The organism is Marinitenerispora sediminis (genome assembly GCF_003336425.1).
Taxonomy (GTDB): domain Bacteria; phylum Actinomycetota; class Actinomycetes; order Streptosporangiales; family Streptosporangiaceae; genus Marinitenerispora; species Marinitenerispora sediminis.
The window spans coordinates 1-18,956 of record NZ_QEIO01000149.1 but is presented as its reverse complement, the minus strand read 5'-3'; the positions used below and the strand labels follow the sequence as shown (position 1 = coordinate 18,956).

At 77.1% G+C, this 18,956-nt stretch carries 7 protein-coding genes; 5 read left to right on the top strand and 2 right to left on the bottom strand.

The annotated features are described in order from the left end of the window. The 5 genes from DEF28_RS22205 to DEF28_RS22185 all read left to right on the top strand — a co-directional run. The coding region (locus tag DEF28_RS22205; RefSeq protein ID WP_147281083.1) for a non-ribosomal peptide synthetase at positions 1-5,127 on the top strand (5,127 nt) is incomplete at its 5' end. After that, positions 5,010-5,951: a condensation domain-containing protein gene (locus tag DEF28_RS28870; RefSeq protein WP_158562899.1), complete on the top strand. Its 942-nt coding sequence runs from the start codon at positions 5,010-5,012 to the stop codon at positions 5,949-5,951. The genes DEF28_RS22205 and DEF28_RS28870, both read left to right, overlap by 118 nt. Next, positions 5,942-8,674 carry a non-ribosomal peptide synthetase gene (locus DEF28_RS22195; RefSeq protein WP_114399751.1) on the top strand — a complete coding sequence of 911 codons (2,733 nt, stop codon included), beginning with the start codon at positions 5,942-5,944 and terminating at the stop codon, positions 8,672-8,674. Before DEF28_RS28870 ends, DEF28_RS22195 begins: the two co-directional genes overlap by 10 nt. Before the next feature lie 74 nt (positions 8,675-8,748). After that, entirely contained in the window at positions 8,749-16,665 is a 7,917-nt protein-coding gene (locus DEF28_RS22190) for a non-ribosomal peptide synthetase (protein WP_114399750.1), read from the top strand. A gap of 20 nt (positions 16,666-16,685) precedes the next feature. Then, positions 16,686-16,895, top strand: coding sequence for an MbtH family protein (locus DEF28_RS22185; protein WP_114399749.1), 210 nt, complete (start codon positions 16,686-16,688; stop codon positions 16,893-16,895). A 109-nt stretch (positions 16,896-17,004) separates the two neighbouring features. On the opposite strand, the gene DEF28_RS22180 is transcribed toward DEF28_RS22185, so the two are convergent. Both DEF28_RS22180 and DEF28_RS22175 read right to left on the bottom strand, forming a co-directional pair. Next, positions 17,005-18,009: a winged helix-turn-helix domain-containing protein gene (locus tag DEF28_RS22180; protein WP_147280215.1), complete on the bottom strand. Its 1,005-nt coding sequence runs from the start codon at positions 18,007-18,009 to the stop codon at positions 17,005-17,007. A 121-nt stretch (positions 18,010-18,130) separates the two neighbouring features. Then, positions 18,131-18,934 (bottom strand): ABC transporter permease, encoded by an 804-nt coding sequence (locus tag DEF28_RS22175; RefSeq protein WP_114399752.1) that lies wholly within the window; start codon positions 18,932-18,934, stop codon positions 18,131-18,133. Positions 18,935-18,956 lie beyond the last annotated feature (22 nt).

Here is an 18,956-nt window from a genome sequence, read left to right as displayed (position 1 = left end):
CGCCACGTCGCGCCGCGTACCGAGGCGGAGCGGGTGCTGGCGGGGGTCTTCGCCGAGGTGCTGGGGGTCGAGCGCGTCGGCGTGCACGACAACTTCTTCACCCTGGGCGGTGACTCGATCCTGAGCATCCAGCTGGTCGCCCGGGCCCGGCGGGCCGGCCTGCTGCTGACGTCGAAGGACGTTTTCACCCGGCAGACCGTCGCCGGGCTGGCGGAGGTCGCGGTGCCGGCGGCACCCGACGGCGCACAGGAGCGCCCCGAGCCGTCCCGCCCAGTGGCCGGCCCGGTGCCGGCCACCCCCATCGTGCGGTGGTTCTTCGACACCCATCCGGTGGCGCCGCACCACTTCACCATGTCGGTGCTGGTGGAGCTCGCTGAGGACGTCGGTCTTGCGGCGGTGCGCGCCGCGGTCGCGGCGCTGCTGGACCGGCACGCCATGCTGCGCGTGCGGGCGGAGCCGGCCCCCGGCGGCCCCCGGCTGCGCGTCGCCGAGGACGAGTCCGTGGACCGGGTGCTGGAGCGGGTGGACGCCTCCTCCGTCGCCGACGGCGGCCTGGGCCGGTTCGTCCGGCGCACCGCGGAGCCGCTGCACGCGGCACTCGACCTCGCCGCGGGCCCGGTCGTGCGGGCCGTGTGGTTCGACCGCGGCACCGGACGCAGCTCGCGGCTGCTCGTGGTCGCCCACCACCTCGCGGTCGACGGGGTGTCGTGGCGGGTGCTGCTGGAGGATCTGGCGGCGGCGCTGCGGCAGGCGTCGGAGGGCTCGGGGGTGGATCTGGGTCCGGGGTCGGTGCCGTTCGGGGAGTGGGCGCACCGGCTGGTCGCGTGCACGGAGGGCGGCGGGTTCGACGCGGAGCTGGAGCACTGGACCGGCGTCGCGGCGGAGGCGGCCGCGGAGATCCCGGTCGACCGCACCCCGGACGCCGCCGGCGACACGGTGGCCGGCGCGCGGACCGTCACGGCCGCGCTGCCGGCCGAGCCCACCCGGCGGCTGCTGCGCGACGTGCCCGGGGTGTTCCGGACCCAGGTGAACGACGTGCTGCTGGCGGTGCTGGGCCGGGTGCTGGGGGAGTGGTGCGGCGCCGAGCGGGTGCTGGTCGACCTGGAGGGGCACGGGCGCGAGGAGCTGCCCGGTGAGGCCGCCACCCCGGAGATCGGACGGACCGTCGGCTGGTTCACCAGTGTGTTCCCGGTGGCGCTGCGTACCGGTACCGGGTGGGACTGGGGTGAGCTGCTGAAGGCGGTGAAGGAGGATCTGCGGGCGGTGCCGAACCGGGGGATTGGGTTCGGTGCGCTGCGTCACCTGGGCACCCCGGAGCAGCGGGCGGCGCTCGCGGCGATCCCGGCTCCCCGGGTGAGCTTCAACTACCTGGGCCGCTTCGACGCGGCGGCGGGTGGCGCCGGACCGGTCCGCTCGGTGGCGCTCAACGTCGGGGGAGAGCACGCGCCCGCCGAACGGCGCACGCACGCGCTGGAGGTGGTCGGCCGGGTGGTCGGCGACCGCCTGGTCTTCGACTGGGTGTACTCGGTTGGACGGCACCACCGTGCGACGGTCGCGGCGCTGGCCGAGCGGTTCACGGCCGGGCTGGCGGACCTGGTGCGGTTCTGCCTGTCGGAGGGGGCGGGCGGGGCGACCCCGTCGGACTTCCCGCTGGTGGCCCTGGACCAGGCCGCGGTGGACCGGCTGGTGGGCGACGGCCGCGACGTGGTGGACATCTACCCGCTGACGCCGATGCAGCAGGGCATGCTGTTCCACTCGCTGCTGGAGCCGGACGCCCCGGCCTACGTCGAGCAGGTGGTGGTGCTGCTGGACGGTGTGGCGGACACGGCCGCGCTGGCGGCGGCGTGGCGTCGGGTGGCCGAACGCACCCCCCTCCTGCGCACCACCGTCGTGTGGGACGGACTCGACGCACCGGTGCAGATGGTCCGGCGCGCCGCGCGGCTCCCGGTGGCCGTCCGGGTGCGCATGGTGCTGACCTTCCACCACCTGCTGCTGGACGGTTGGAGCCTGCCGCTGCTGCTCGACGACGTGCTCACCGCCTACGCCGGCGGCGAGCCGCCCGCCCGCCCCACCATCCGCGGGCACCTGGAGTGGCTGGCGCGCCAGGACCGCGCCGCGGCCCGGCGGCACTGGCGCACGTTGCTGGGCGGGTTCGACGCCCCGGTGCCGCTGCCCTACGACCGGACCCCCGAGGACGTGCGCGCGGCCCGCTGCACCGCACGCGTCTCCCGGACGCTCTCCGTCCAGGCGACCGGTGCGGTCCGCGCCTTCACGCGGCGGAACCGGCTCACCGTCAACGCCGTGCTCCAGGGCGCGTGGGCGCTGCTGCTGTCGGTCCACTCGGGCCGCACCGACGTGGTGTTCGGCGCGACCACCTCCGGCCGGCCCGCCGACCTGCCCGGCGCCGACACCGCGATCGGACTCTTCATCAACACGCTGCCGGTCCGGATCCGGATCGACCCGGCCGCGCCGGCGGCCGCGTGGCTGCGCGGGATCCAGGACGCGCAGGCCGAGGCGCGCCGCTACGACTTCCTGCCGCTGACCGAGGTCCAGGCGGAGTCCGGGCTGCCCAAGGACACCCAGCTGTTCGACAGCATCGTGGTGTTCGAGAACTATCCGATGGACGCCGACTCCGCGCGCCGGCACGGCGTCACGCTCGTCGAGGCCACCGCGAACGAGGCGACGAACTACCCGTTGACGCTCGTCGGCTACGACGGCCCCCGGATCGCCCTGCACCTGCGCTACGACCCGGCGCTTTTCGACCCCGGCACCGCCGACCGGCTCACCGACCAGCTCACCGACCTGCTGGCCGCGCTCGCCGCCGACCCGGAGCGCCGGCTCGCCGACGTCCCGGTCCAGCCGCCGGCCGAGCGCCGCCGACTCGTCCGGACCTGGGGGACCGGCCCTACCGAGCTGCGCCGCAGCACCCTGGTCGGGCTGTTCGACGCGTGCGTCGCGGCGCGCCCGGACGCCGCCGCGCTGGCCGGCGGCGGCGAGCGGCTCAGCTACGCCCAGCTCGACGCCCGCGCCGACCGGATCGCCGGGGAGCTCCGGGCGCGCGGGGTGCGGCGCGGGGAGCCGGTCGGCGTCTGCCTGGAGCGCGGCCCGGACTTCGTCGCCGCGCTGCTCGCCGTGGTGCGGACCGGCGCCGTCCACCTGCCGCTCGACCCCGGCTACCCCGCCGACCGCCTGCGGTTCATGCTGGCCGACGCCGGCGCCGCCCTCGTCCTCACCCGCCGGGCCGCGGCCGGGGGACTGCCGCGAGGGCCGCACCGGATCCTGCTGGACGAGCTCGCCGACCGCCCCGCCGCCCCGGACGGCGACCAGCCGGCGCGGCCGGCGCCGGCCCGGCCCGAGATCGGCCTGGACGACGCCGCCTACCTCATCTACACGTCCGGCTCCACCGGCGTGCCCAAGGGGGTGCTCGTCACCCACCGCGGGGTCGGCGAGCTGGCCGCCGCGCAGGTGGAGCGGTTCGGTTCCGGGCCGGAGGAGCGGGTGCTCCAGCTCGCCTCGGCGAGTTTCGACGCCTCGGTGATGGAACTGCTCATGGCGTTCGGAACCGGCGGCACCCTGGTGGTCCCGCCGCCGGGGGTGCTGGTCGGCGACGACCTCGCCGACGTGCTGCGCGGTGAGCGCGTCACCCTCACGCTCATCCCGCCGTCCGTCCTCGGCACGCTGCCGCCCGGCGACTACCCGGATCTGCGCACCCTCGTGGTGGGCGCGGAGGCGTGTCCGGCCGAACTCGTCAACCGCTGGGCGCCCGGCCGCCGGATGGTCAACGCCTACGGGCCGACGGAGACCACCATCGCCGCGACCCTCAGCGACCCGCTCGAACCCGGAAGCACCCCGCCGATCGGCCGCCCGGTACGCGGCACGCGCGTGCTGGTGCTGGACGGGCTGCTGCGGGCGGTCCCGGCCGGGGTGGTCGGCGAGCTCTACGTCGGAGGCGCGGGCGTGGCCCGCGGCTACTGGGGCCGGCCGGGGCTGACGGCGGAGCGGTTCGTGGCGGATCCGTCGGGTTCGGGGGAGCGGCTGTACCGGACCGGGGACCTGGTGCGCTGGGGGTCCGACGGCCAGTTGGAGTTCGTGGGGCGGGCCGACGCGCAGGTGAAGATCCGCGGCTTCCGGATCGAGCCGGGCGAGGTCGAGTCCGCTCTGACCGCGCTGCCCGGAGTGCGGCAGGCGGTGGTCCGCGCCCGGGAGGACCGGGCCGGGGCGCCGCGGCTGGTCGGCTACCGCCACGTCGCGCCGCGTACCGAGGCGGAGCGGGTGCTGGCGGGGGTCTTCGCCGAGGTGCTGGGGGTCGAGCGCGTCGGCGTGCACGACAACTTCTTCGATCTCGGGGGCGACTCCATCGTCAGCATCCAGCTGGTCGCCCGGGCCCGGCGGGCCGGTTTGCCGCTGACGTCGAAGGACGTGTTCACCCGCCAGACCGTGGCGGCGCTCGCCGAGGCCGCGGTCCTCGACGGAGCCGCCGAGGAGCGCGGCCCGGACCTCCTTCCGGCGGCCGGCCCGGTGCCGGAGACCCCCGTCATGCGGTGGTTCCTGGACTCCCACCGGACCGCGCCGGAGCGGTTCACGATGTCCGTGCTGCTGGACCCGCCGGGCGGCATCGACGCGGCCGCCCTGCCGCGCGCCGTCGCGGCGCTGCTGGACCGGCACGCCATGCTGCGGCTGCGCGTGGCCGACGTCGACGGTGACCGGCGGCTGTGGACGGCCGACCGGGAGGACGTCGACCGGGTGCTCACGGTCGCGGACGCCGGCTCGGCGTCCCCCGCCGACCTGGACGCGCTGGTGGCGGCGCACGCCGAACGGGCGCGGGCCGAGGTGGACCTGCGCGAAGGACCGCCGGTGCGGGTGGTCCTGCTCGACGGGGGAGCCCCGTCCCGGTCCCGGCTGCTGGTGGTGGCGCACCACCTGGTGGTGGACGGGGTGTCGTGGCGGGTGCTGCTGGAGGACCTGGCGGCGGCGCTGCGGCAGGCGTCGCGGGCACCGCCGCACTGCCGGTGGACGCCGAGGGCCCCAACACGGTGGCGGAGCGGCGGACCGTCTCGGTCGCCCTCGACCCGGAGCGCACCGCCGAACTGCTCCGGGAGGTCCCCGGGGTGTTCCGGACCCAGGTGAACGACGTGCTGCTGGCGGTGCTGGGCCGGGTGCTGGGGGAGTGGTGCGGCGCCGAGCGGGTGCTGGTGGACCTGGAGGGACACGGCCGGGAGGAGCTGCCCGGCGGCGCGGCCGGGGTGGACGTATCGCGGACGGTGGGCTGGTTCACCAGCGTGTTCCCGGTGGCGCTGCGTACCGGCACCGGGTGGGACTGGGGTGAGCTGCTGAAGGCGGTGAAGGAGGACCTCCGCTCGGTGCCGAACCGGGGGATCGGGTTCGGCGCGCTGCGCCACCTGGGCACCCCGGAGCAGCGGGCGGCGCTGGAGGACGTCCCGGCTCCCCGGGTGAGCTTCAACTACCTGGGCCGCTTCGACGCCGGTACCGCGGCACCGGCCGTCCGCTTCCTCACCGACCCCGGAGACCCGCGGCACCCGCGTGCCCACCTGCTGGAGGTGGTCGGCCGGGTGGCAGGCGGCCGGCTGGTGTTCGACTGGGCCTACGCCCGCACCGTCCACGAGGAGGGGACCGTCCGGGCGCTGGCCGAGCGGTTCACGGCCGGGCTGGCGGACCTGGTGCGGTTCTGCCTGGCCGAGGGGGTGGGCGGGGCGACCCCGTCGGACTTCCCGCTGGTGGCCCTGGACCAGGCCGCGGTGGACCGGCTGGTGGGCGACGGCCGCGATGTCGCCGATGTCTACCCGCTGACGCCGATGCAGCAGGGCATGCTGTTCCACTCGGTGCTGGAGCCGGAGTCCTCCTCGTACTTCGAGCAGCTGGTCCTGCTGCTGGACGGTGTGGCGGACACGGCCGCGCTGGCGGCGGCGTGGCGGCGGTGCGCATGGTGCTGACCTTCCACCACCTGCTGCTGGACGGTTGGAGCCTGCCGCTGCTGCTCGACGACGTGCTCACCGCCTACGCCGGCGGCGAGCCCCGGCCGCGGCGTCCGTTCCGGGACCATGTGGCGTGGATCCGGCGGCAGGACACCGCCACCGGGCTCCGCTACTGGCGCACGGTGCTGGCCGGGTTCGACGCCCCGGTGCCGCTGCCCTACGACCGGGACCCCGAGGACGTGCGCGCGGCGCGCTCGACCGAACGCCTCGCATGCGACCTGTCGCCGGAGGACTCCGCGGCGGTGCACGCCTTCGCGCGGCGGAACCGGCTCACCGTCAACGCTCTGGTGCAGGGCGCGTGGGCGCTGCTGCTGTCGGTCCACTCCGGGCGGACGGACGTGGTGTTCGGCGCGACCACCTCCGGCCGGCCCGCCGACCTGCCCGGCGCCGACACCGCGATCGGACTCTTCATCAACACCCTGCCGGTCCGGGTGCGCGTCGACCCGGCCGCGCCGGCGGCCGCGTGGCTGCGCGGGATCCAGGACCGCCAAGTGGAGTCCCGCGGGTACGACTTCCTGCCGCTCGCCCGGGTGCAGGCGGAGTCCGCGCTGCCCGGCGACACCCCGCTGTTCGACAGCATCGTGGTGTTCGAGAACTACCCGGTGGACCGGGCGGCGGCCGAGCGCTGCGGCGTCGCGGTCGCGGAGGTCACCGCCAACGAGGCGACCAACTACCCGCTGACGCTGAGCGCGTACGCCACCGGGCGGGTCCGGCTGCTCCTGGGGTACGAGCCCCGGCACTTCGACGCCGGCACCGTGCGGCGGCTGCTCGACGACCTCGCGCGGATCGTCCGGACCCTGGTCCGCCACCCGGACACGCCGATCGGGCGGCTGCCGGTGCGGGCGGGCGGGGACACCGCGCCGCGCACCGACGGCGCCACGGCACCGCTGCCCGAGCGCGCGATTCACGAACTGTTCGCCGAGTGCGCCGCGGCACGGCCGGACGCGGACGCGGTGGTCGGCGCCGGCGGACGGCTCAGCTACGCCGAACTGGACGCCCGCGCCGAGCGGCTGGCCCGGCGGCTGCGCGAGGCCGGGGTGCGGCCGGAGTCCCGCGTGGCACTGCTGCTGCCCCGCTCGCCGCGTGCCGTCGTCGCGATGCTCGCCGTCCTGAAGGCCGGCGCCGGCTACCTGCCGGTGCACGACGAGGTGCCGCCGGAGCGGGTCGCGTGGCTGCTCGCCGACGGCGCGGTCGCCGCCGTGGTCGCCGACGCCGACGCCCGGCACCGCCTCCCGGCGGAGCCGGCGGTCCCGGTGGTCGACCCCGGCGACGCGTCCCCGGAGGATCCGCGCCCGGCCGGCCGCGGCGGAGCGGGTACCGGCGGCTCCGGCCTCGGCACCGTGCCGCCCGGGGCGGCGGCGTACGTGATGTACACCTCCGGCTCCACCGGCGTCCCCAAGGGGGTCACCGTGGGCCACCGCAACGTCGTCGCGCTGGCCCGCGACCGCCGGTGGCGCCGCGGGCACGAGCGGGTGCTCTTCCACTCGCCGCACGCCTTCGACGCGGCCACCTACGAGGTGTGGGTCCCGCTGCTGTCCGGCGGGACCGTGGTGGTCGCCGAGACCGCCGACCTCACCCCGGAGGCGCTGCGCGGGTACGTCGAGGGGCACGGCGTCACCGCGCTGTTCCTCACCGCCGCGCTGTTCGCGCAGCTCGCCCACCAGGCGCCGGAGTGCTTCACCGGCCTCGCCGAGGTGTGGGCAGGCGGCGAGGCGGTGCCGCCCGGGGCCGTCGCCCGGGTGCGCGAGGCGTGCCCGGACGTCGAGGTCGTCAACGGCTACGGGCCGACCGAGACCACCACGTTCGCCGTCTGCGGCCCGATCACGCTCGCCGACGCGCGGGCGGGCACCGCGCCGATCGGCCGGCCGATGGACAACACCCGGGCGCTCGTGCTCGACCCGCTGCTGCGGCCGGTCCCGATGGGCGTCCCCGGTGAGCTGTACATCGGCGGGCCCGGCGTGGCCCGGGGGTACGAGGGCCGGCGCGGGCCCACCGCCGAGCGGTTCGTGGCCGACCCGTCCGGCTCCGGTACGCGGCTCTACCGCACCGGGGACCTGGTGCGCTGGACCGCCGACCACCGGATCGAGTACCTGGGCCGGACCGACGGGCAGGTGAAGGTCCGCGGATTCCGGATCGAACTCGGCGAGGTGGAGAACGCCCTCGCCGGATGCGCCGGGGTGGCCCAGGCGGTCGCCGCCGTCGCCGAAGCCCCGTCCGGGGCGCGTCGGCTCGTCGGCTACCTGGTGCCCGAGGCGGGGGCCGGCCTCGACCCCGCGGCTGTCGCGGCCCGGGTCGCCGCCGTGCTCCCGGGCTACATGGTCCCGGCGCCGCTCACGCTAATCGACGCCGTGCCGCTCACCCCGAACGGGAAGGTCGACCGCCGGGCGCTGCCCGACCCGGACTGGGCGGCGGGCACGTCCGAGGGGCACGCCCCGCCGGAGACGGTCGCGGAGCGCGCCGTCGCCGACATCTGGGCGGCGGTGCTCGGCCTGGAGCGGGTCGGGGCCGACGACAACTTCTTCGAGATCGGCGGCGACTCGGTCGTGGCGCTGCGGATCGTCGGCGAGGTCGAGGCGGCCTTCGCCGTCCGACTGCCGACCCGCACCGTGTTCGACCACCAGAGCGTGCGCGGCTTCGCCGCCGCGGTCGAGGCCGCCGTGCTCGCCGACATGGCCGAGTGAGCGGGGGACGCGGCGCGGCCGCGGGCCTTCCGTCCGACCCCCGACACCAGCGACGACATGTGGAGGAGCGAGCGATGACCGCCAACCGCGGGGGCGCCCCCGAGCGAGGAGCCGCCGCCGGCCCGGCGCCGGCCGCGGACGACGCGCGGAGCCGGCTGCGGGCGGAGATGCTGCGCCGCCTCACGGCCGGCCCGCGGCGCGCCGACCGGATCGGCCCAGCTCCGCGCGAGGGCGCCGTTCCGCTGTCGCCCGCCCAGCGGCGGCTGTGGTTCCTGGACCGGCTGGACCCCGGCCGCGCCGACTACAACTCGGGCCTGGCGCTCGAACTGCGCGGCGACCTGGACGCCGCCGCCCTGCGGCGGGCGTGCACGGCACTGGTGCACCGGCACGAGCCGCTGCGCACGGCCTTCCCCGAGGTCCACGGCGAGGCGGTCCAGGTGGTGGGCGCCGCCGCCGAGGTCGGGATCGACGAGGCGGCCGTGCCGCCCGGCGACGAGGCGGCGCTGCACGACCTCGTCGCCCGCCGCTACGCGGAACCGTTCGACCTCGCGGCTGGTCCGCCGCTGCGCGTGCACCTGGTCCGTGCCGGGGAGCGGCGCGCCGTCCTGCTGCTGGCGATGCACCACATCGTCACCGACGGCTGGTCCATGGGCGTGCTGCGCGCCGAACTCGACGCCCTCTACCGGGCCGCGCTGCGCGACCCCGACCGCGCCGCCGGCGCGCTGCCCGCGCTCGCGGGGCTGCCCGAGCTTCCCGTGCGCTACGCCGACTACGCGGTCTGGCAGCGCGAGCGCCTCACCGGCCAGGAGTACCGGCGCTCGCTCGCGCACTGGCGCGACCGGCTGGCCGGCGCACCGCCGCTGAACCTCCCCACCGACCGGCCGCGCCCGGCCGTGCGCGGCACCCGCGGCGGCTCCCACCCGTTCCGGCTGCCCGAGCCCGCGGTGCGGGCGGTGCGGCGGGTGGCGCGCGAGCGCGCCACCGGGCTGTTCCCGGTGCTCCTCGCCGCGGCGCAGCTCACGATGGCCCGGTGGACCGGTGCCGACGACGTCGTCGTCGGCACGGTCACCGCGGGGCGGGACCGGCCCGAACTGCGGGACCTCGTCGGGTTCTTCGCCAACACCGTCGCGCTGCGCGCCCGGATCGACGAGCGGCTGTCGTTCGGCGAACTAGTGGAGCGCACCCGCGACGCCGTGCTCGCCGACCTCGACCACGCCGGCGTGCCGTTCGACGCCGTGGTGGACGAGGTGCTCGCCGAACGCGACCCGTCCACGCCGCCGCTGGTCCAGGCGGCGGTCGTGCTGCAGAACGCCGACGGCGGCGCGCCGCGGACCGCCCGCCTCGGCGACCTCGCCGCCCGGCCGTTCCCCGTGCGCCGCGAGGCGGCCGTCTTCGACGTCACGCTGGAGTTCCGCGAGGACGGCTCCGGGATCGAGGCGGCCGTCGAATACAGCACCGACCTCTTCGACCACGGCACCGTCGAGGCGCTCGCCGGCCGGCTGTGCGCCGTGCTCGCGGCCGCCGCCGACCCGCGGCCGCTGCGGGCGCTCGACCCGCTCGATCCCGCCGAGCGGCGCCGGGCGCTGCGGGACGGGACCTCGCCCGAGCCGCCGCGGGAACCGGGCACGCTGCCCGCGCTGTTCGCCCGTCGGGTGGCGGCAGACCCGGCCGCGCCCGCCCTCGCCACGGCGGACGGGGAGACCGGGTACGGGGAGCTGGACGCCCGGGCCGGCCGGCTCGCCGGCTTCCTGCGGTCGCGCGGGATCGGGCGCGGCGACTTCGTGGGCGTCTGCCTGGAGCGCGGCGCCGACCTCGTCGTCGCGCTGCTGGCCGTGACCCGCGCGGGCGCGGGCTACCTGCCGCTGGACCCCGACTACCCGGCCGGCCGGCTCGCGTTCATGGTCGAGGACTCCGCGGTGCGCACCGTGCTGACCAGCGCGGCGCTGGCGGACCGGCTGCCGCCCGACGTGCGCCGCGTCGAGGTCGACCGGGAGCGCGCCGCCATCGACGCGCATCCGCCCGCTCCCGCGGACCCCGGGATCGGCGTCGACGACGCCGCCTACGTCATCTACACCTCGGGGTCGACCGGCCGGCCCAAGGGGGTGGTGGTGCCGCACCGCGGCATCGCGAGCCTGGCCGGCGGCCAGGCCGCGCGGCTGGCGGTCGGCCCGGGCTCCCGGGTGCTCCAGTTCGCCTCACCCAGCTTCGACGCGGCCGTCGCCGAACTCACCGTCGCGCTGCTGAACGGCGCCACCGCTGTGGCGGTGCCACGTGCGGCGCTGCTGGGCGAACGGCTCGCCGAGACGCTGCGCGAGCACCGCGTCACCCACGTGACGCTGCCGCCCGCGCTGCTGCCGGGCCTGCGCCCAGAGGAACTGGGGCCGGTGCGCGCCCTGCTCCTGGCCGGGGAGGCGTGCCCGGGCGAACTGGTCCCGGCGTTCGCCGCCGGCCGACGCGTGTACAACGCCTACGGTCCGACCGAGGCGACCGTGTGCGCGACGATGAGCGAGCCGCTGACCGGGAGCGCGGTCCCGCCCATCGGCACGGCGATGCCCGGGACCCGGCTCCGGGTGCTGGACCGGTGGCTGCGCCCCGTCGCCGAAGGCGTGCCCGGTGAGCTCTACATCGCCGGAGACGGGCTGGCGCGCGGGTACTGGCGGCGGCCGGGGCTGACCGCGGAGCGGTTCGTCGCCGACCCGTTCGGGCCGCCCGGCTCCCGGATGTACCGCTCGGGCGACGTCGTGCGCCGGCGCCCCGGCGGCGTCCTGGAGTTCGTCGGCCGGACCGACGACCAGGTGAAGGTGCGCGGGCACCGGATCGAGCCCGGCGAGGTCGAGGCGGCCCTGCGCGCGCTGCCGGAGGTCGCGGCGGCGGCCGTGGGGACCGCGCGGACCGGTGCGGAGCACCGCCTGGTGGCGCACGTGGTGCCGGCTCCGGGGATCGGCCTGGACGCCGGTACCGTCGCCCGGCTCCGCGAACGGGCCGCCGCCGCACTGCCCGCCTTCATGGTGCCGGCGGCGTTCCAGCTGCTGCCGGAGCTGCCACTGACCGGCAACGGCAAGGTCGACCGCGCGGCGCTGCCGCCGGTGGACTGGGCCGGCCAGTCGGCGGCGCCGCTCGTGGCGCCCCGCACCCCCACCGAGCGGCGGCTCGGCGAGCTGTGGGCCGGCCTGCTCGGGCTGGCCGAGGTCGGCGTGCACGACGACTTCTTCCGAGTCGGCGGCGACTCCATCGGCGCGGTCCGGCTGACGTCGCGGATCGCCGACGCGTTCGGGGTGCGGCTGCCTGTCCGGGCGCTGTTCGACCACCCCACCGTCGCCGGACTCGCCCGCGCGATCGAGGCGGCCGGCGGCGACCCCGCCGCCCCGGTAGCGGAGGACGGCCCCATCACCCCGGCCGCACCCGGCGAGGAGCTGCCGCTCTCCGACGCGCAGCGCCGGCTCTGGTTCCTCGACCGCTACCAGCCGGGCGGCGCCGAGTACAACTCCGGCGCGGCGATGCGCCTGGTCGGCAGGCTGGACGTCGGCGCGCTGGAGGCGGCGCTCCGGGCCCTCGTGCACCGGCACGACGCCCTGCGGACGACCTTCCCCGCCCGCGACGGCCGGCCGGTGCAGGTGGTCGGGCCCGCCGCCCGGGACCCCCTCGCCACCGCCGACGTCACGCGGCTGCCGCCCGCCGAGCGCGAGGCCGAACTGGACCGGCTGCTCGACGCCGAGGTGCGCCGGCCGTTCTCCCTCGCCGAGGGGCCGCTGCTCCGCTGCCTGCTCGTCGCCGTGGGCGCCGACGACCACGTCCTCCTGCTGACGATGCACCACATCGTCGTGGACGCGTGGTCGATGTCGGTACTCACCCGCGAGATCGGCCCGCTGTACTCCGCGGCCCTCACGCACCCGGGCGCGCCGCCGGACCGGCTGGCGGCCCTCGCGGGCCTGCGGCCGCCGCCGGTGCGCCACGCCGACGTCGCGGTGTGGCAGCACGCCCGCGCCGACGGCGAGCGCCGGCGCGGCCAGCTGGAGTACTGGCGTCGCCGGCTCACCGGAGCGGCGCCGCTGGAGCTGCCCACCGACCGGCCGCGTCCCGCGGTGCGCGGCACGGCCGGCGCGACGCACGCGTTCGAGGTGCCGGGCGGCGTGCTCGCCGGGCTGCGCCGGCTCGGGCACGCGCACGACGCCACCCTGTTCATGACGCTGACCGCGGCGGTCCGGCTGCTGCTCGCCCGCCAGAGCGGGCAGGGCGACATCACCGTCGGCACCGTCGTGTCGGGGCGCGACCGGGCCGAGCTGGAGGACGTCGTCGGGTTCTTCGTCAACACGCTCGCGCTGCGCGCCCCGGTCGCGGAGTCGGCGACCGTCGCGGAGCTGATCGCCGCCGAGCGCGCGACCGTGCTTGAGGCGCTGTCGCACGCCGACGTGCCGTTCGACCGGGTGGTGGAGGCGGTCGCGCCCGAGCGCGACCCGTCCCGGCCCACCCTGGTGCAGGCGCTCGTGGCGCTGCAGAACGCCCCGGCGGAGTCCGTCGACATCGGCGGGCTCGCCATCCGGGAGCACCCGCTGACCCGGCGGCACGCGCTCTTCGACCTCAGCCTCGACTTCGTCGAGGCCGGCGACCGGCTGCTCGGGTCCGTGGAGTACGACACCGCCCTGTTCGACCCCGGCACGATCGAGGGGCTCACCGGCCGGCTCGGCACCCTGCTCGCCCGGCTGGCCGGCGACTCCGGCCGCACCCCGCTGCACCGGATCGACGACCTCACCGCGGACGAGCGGGCGCGCCTGCTGCGTGCCGGGCGCGGCCCCGCCACCGAGCCCCGGAGTGGGCACGTGCTCACCGGGCTCACCGAGGCGGCCCGCGCCCACCCGGACCGGCCGGCGCTCACAGCGGGGCCGGTCACGCTGTCCTTCGGCGAACTCGACCGGCGGGTCAACCGCGCCGCGCGCGGGCTCATCGCCGCCGGCGTCGGCCCCGGGGACCGCGTGGCCCTGGTGCTGCCGCGCACCGCGGACGCCGTCGTGGCGCTGTTCGCCGTGCTCCGGGCGGGGGCCGCCTACCTGCCCGTCGACCCGGCGAACCCGCCGGCGCGGATACGCGGCCTCATCGAGCGGGCGCGGCCGTGCCGGGTGCTCGTCGCGCGGGCGACCGCCGCCGCGCTGCCCGAGTCCGGAACCGGCCTCCCCGTGGAGGTCGTGGACGATCCGGCCGTGCTGGACCGGACCGCCGCGCTCGACGCCGGGCCGCTCGCCGACGCCGAACGCGTCCGCCCGCTGGCCGACGACCACGAGGCGTACGTGATGTACACCTCCGGTTCCACCGGCGCGCCCAAGGGCGTCATGGTCACCCACCGCAACCTGCGCGCGATGATCGACGGCTACCGGGCGACGGTGCTCGACCCGGCGGGCGCGCGCGGGCGCAAGTTCACCGCCGCCCACCTCGCCGCCTGGAGCTTCGACGCCTCCTGGGATCCACTGGTGTGGCTGCTGCACGGCCGCCACCTGCACGTGGTCGGCGAGGAGACCCGGTTCGACGCCGAGGAGCTGTGCCGCTACGTCGACACGCACCGGGTGGACTACCTGGATGCCACCCCCTCGTACCTGGCCCGGCTGGTCGCGGCCGGACTGCTCGACGCGGGGCGGCACCGGCCGCGGCTCGTCACGGTCGGCGCGGAGCCGCTGGACGCGGCGCTGCTCGCCCGCCTGGCGGAGTCCGGGGTGCCCGGACGCAACTTCTACGGACCCACCGAGACCACGGTGAACAGCCTCTGCTGGCCGATCCGCCCGGCCGAGCGCCCGCTGGTCGGACGGCCGATGCCGGGCGTGCGCGCCTACGTCCTCGACGGCCGGCTGCGGCCGGTTCCGCCCGGGGTACGCGGCGAGCTGTACCTGGCCGGGGACGGTGTCGCCCGGGGCTACGCGGGCCGGCCGGACCTGACGGCCGAGCGGTTCCTGGCCGACCCGTTCGGGCCGCCCGGCTCCCGGATGTACCGCTCGGGCGACGTCGTGCGCTGGACACCCGCTCTGGAGCTGGAGTTCGTCGGCCGCGCCGACTCCCAGGTGAAGATCCGCGGCGTGCGGATCGAGCCGGGCGAGGTCGAGGCCGCCGTCGCCGCGCTGCCCGGAGTCCGGCGGGCCGCCGTCACGGTGCGCGAGGACCGGCCCGGGGCGCGGCGCCTGGTCGCCTACGTGCAGCCGGAGGAACCCGGCGGCGCGGACCGCACCGCCCTCGCCGACGCCGTGCGCGCCGGCGTCGGCGCGGTGCTGCCCGCCGCCATGGTCCCCTCCGCGGTGGTCGTGCTGGACCGGATCCCGCTCACCGCGAACGGGAAGGCGGACACCGCCGCGCTGCCCGCCCCGGCGACGGACGGTCCGGCCGGCCACCGGCCGCCGCGGACGGAGCCGGAGCGGCTGCTCGCGGAGATCTGGGCGGAGCTGCTCGGCGTCGAGCGGGTCGGCATCGAGGACAACTTCTTCGAGCTGGGCGGCGACTCGATCCTGAGCATCCAGCTGGTGTCGCGGGCCCGCCGCGCCGGCCTCGACCTGACCTCGCGGGACGTCTTCGTCCGCCAGACCGTGGCCGGGCTGGCGGCCGGACTCGGTACCCCCGCCGACGCGGCACCGAGCGCGGCCGGCGCCGCACCGGCCGAGGGCCCGGTGCGCGCCACCCCGATCCAGCACTGGTTCTACGCCCACCATCCGATCGCGCCCGAGCACTTCGACATGTCGCTGCTCGTGGAGCTGGCCGGCGGCGTCGACGCGCGGCGGCTCGACGCGGCCCTGCGGCACCTGGTCGGCCACCACGACATGCTGCGGCTGCGGGCCGAGCGGCTCGGCGGCCGGTGGCGGCAGCGGATCGCCGCCGCCGATCCGGACGCCGCCGTCCTGCGCACGGTCGACCTCGCGGGAGCGGGGCCGGCCGGGGTGGCGGCGGCCGTCGCGGCGGAGGCGGCCCGGTCCCGCCCGCCGAGGCGGCTCGCCGAGGGACCGCTGTTCGACGCGGCGCTGTTCGACCAGGGGAACGCCGGCCGCGCCCAGCTGCTGCTGCGTGCGCACCACCTCGTGGTGGACGGCGTCTCCTGGCGGGTGCTGCTGGAGGACCTGGCGGCCGCCTACCAGGCGCTCGCCGCCGGCCGGCCGGTCCGGCTCGACGCGCGGACCACGTCCTTCCCGCACTGGGCGGACCGGCTCGCGGCGTTCACCGCGGACGGGGGGTTCGACGACGAGCTCCCCCACTGGGCGGCGGTCGCGGAGGGCGCCGCGACCGAGGTGCCGGCCGACCACCCCGGCGGGGCGAACACCGTGGCCGCGGCGGACGTGGTCACCGTCGCGCTGGACGAGGAGCACACCCGGCTGCTCGTCCGGCGCGCACCCGGCGCGTTCCGGGCCCGGATCGACGACCTGCTGCTCGCGGCGCTCGGCCGCGCCCTCGCCGAGTGGACGCGGTCACCCCGCGTGCTGGTGGAGCTGGAGGGCCACGGCCGCGAGGAGCTGTTCGACGACGTCGACCTGTCGCGGACGGTCGGCTGGTTCACCAGCCTGTACCCGGTCGCCCTCGACACCGGGGGCCCGGCCGCGCGCGGCTGGAAGCAGGCCGTCGCCGCGGTCCGGCGCCTGCTGCGCGACGTCCCCAACCGCGGCATCGGATACGGGGCGCTGCGCCACCTCGGCGGCGAGCGCCGGGCCGCCGCGCTGAGCGGTGTGCCGGCCGCCCCGGTGAGCTTCAACTACCTCGGCCGCTTCGGCGGCGAGGCGGACGGCGGAGGCCTCTACCACCGCTTCCTGCCCTCGCCCGGCGGCGACCACGCGCCGGCCCAGCCGCGCGCCAACACCATCGACGTCACCGGGAGCCTGGTCGGGGAACGCATGGAGTTCTCCTGGACCTACTCACGGGGACTGCACCGGCGCGCCACCATCGAGGAGGTCGCGGCGGTGTTCGCTCGCGGCCTGACGGAGATCGCGCGCGCCGCCGCTCCCCGGCGGGGGCGCGCCGCGGCCGACATCTGACGACAACGAGAGGAAGAGCAGTGAGCAACCCCTTCGAGGACGACGACGCCACGTACCTGGTCCTGGTCAACGCGGAGGGCCAGCACTCCCTGTGGCCGTCGTTCGCCGCGGTACCCGACGGCTGGGAGGTCGCCCTGGCGGAGACCAGCCGGGCGGCGGCACTGGAGTACGTCGAGCGGAACTGGACCGACATGCGCCCCAAGAGCCTGATCGAGGCGATGGGGGAGTAGGGACCCCGGCCGCGCCGCGGGGCCGCCGGCGGCGCGGCCGGCCCGGCCCCGGCCGGCGGCGGCCGGCCGCGGCGGGACCCGCGCGGGTCCCGCCGCCGGGCGGACCGGGCTACGCCGTGCGCAGCAGCGGGGCAGGGTTGCGGTGCGCGCACTCGGCGCACCAGGTGCGCTGCGGGGCGCTCGGCGACCGCAGGATCATGGCACCGAGCGGCGTCACCACGTGCCGCATCGTGTTCTTGGCGCGCGTCGTGCTGATCAGCCCGGTCTTGCGCAGCACCGACGTGTGCTCGCTGACCGTCGTCGCGGAGACGTTCAGCGCTTCGCTGAGCTCACGCGAGGACTTCGGGCGCTCCAGCTGCGCCAGGATGGCGGTGCGGGTCCGGCCCAGCAGCCGGTGCAGCGGGGTCGGCACCCGGTCGTCGTCCTTGACCAGCGCCTCCGGTGCCCGCCCGTGCGGGCACACCGGGAAGACCAGGACCGACGTGAGCCGACCGGAGAACGGGTCCGGCCAGGAGAAGAAGCGCGGCCCCCGGCTGAGGAACACCGACGGCACCAGCGTGGTGCCCTGGCCCTCCAGCACGATCTCGCGGTCCGCGCCGTCGTCGACGGTGAGCGTGCCCGCCGTCCACCGGGCGCCGTCGCCGGTCGCCTCCAGCGCGGCGGCGAGCCCGTGGTCGGCGATCAGCCGGCGGAACGCGCGGCGGGTGTGCTGGTGCAGCCGGCGCACGCTCTCGGCGTACGGGGCGATGGCCGAGCGGTGGACGTCGGCCAGCGCGGCCAGCGCGCGGGGGAGCTCGGGCCGGACCGCCCGGGGCTCCGCGGGGCGCCGCGTGTCCTGGAGGCCGACCGCGGCGAGGCCGCGCCCCGGCGCGTGCGGGTCGTACAGGGCCGGCATCAGCTCGGCGCCCAGCGCCACCGTCCGTTCGAGGTCGGACAGCACGGCCGGCGGCGCGGCCAGGCGCGTCCTCGCGTGCTGCGCCCACCCGCCCGGCCGGGGCCTCCCCGGGCCGCGCACCAGGAAATCCAGCGCGAACAGCGCCTCGATCATCGGTTGGATCGTCGGTACGAGTCGGGTTCTCGCGATGTCCTCGTGGGTGAAGTGTACGGTGGACAACTGCTCGCTCCTAGATCATCACGCGCCGGTCGGCGGTGACCGGCGACAGGGTGCCGCCCGCCGCACACGGCGGACGGGCGGCCTCGGGACGCACCTCGCGGCGACCGGGCGGACCGGCGCCCTACCCGGTCCGGCGCAGGTAGGCGCGCACGGCCAGCGGCAGCAGCACGGCGTGCAGCGCGATGACCGCGACCAGGCTGGCGGCGAGGGGGCCGGCGGTCTGCCCGCCGAGCAGCAGGCCGCGGACGGCGTCCACGAAGTGGGTCACCGGGTTCACCCGCACCCACAGCTGCAGCCAGCCGGGCATGGTGGCCGGATCGGCGAAGATGTTGCTGCCGAACGTCAGCGGCAGCACCACGGCCGTGGCGATGCCGGGGACCGCCTGCGGGCTGCTCGCCACCAGGCCCACCAGGACGGACAGCCAGCACAGGGTCAGTCCGAACACGATGACGAGCACGAACGCGAGCAGCGCCGGCAGCGGACCGGTCTGCACCCGGAAGCCGAGGGCGAACGCCAGCGCCAGCAGCACGCCGACCGCGACCGCGTACCGCACCACGTCGCCCAGCACCGCGCCGACCAGCGGAGCCGACCGCGCGATCGGCAGGCTGCGGAACCGGTCGAACACCCCCTTGGAGATGTCGGTGTGCAGCGCGAGTCCGGTGCCCATGCTCGCGTACAGCGCGATCTGCACCATCAGCCCCGGGACCAGCGTCTGCAGGTAGGGCTGCCAGCCCCCCGAGATCGCCCCGCCGAACAGGAAGGCGAAGACCAGCAGGAACGCGATCGGCTGGACGACCGTGTCCAGCAGGGTCGCGGGCGAGCGGACGATATGCCGGATGTTGCGACTGGCCAGCGTTAGGCCGTGGCGGAGCGCCCGGGTCGGGGCGACGCGGGTCCGCGCGGCGGGGCGGGCGAGGGCTGTCACGCGGCGCTCCGCTCGGGGGAGG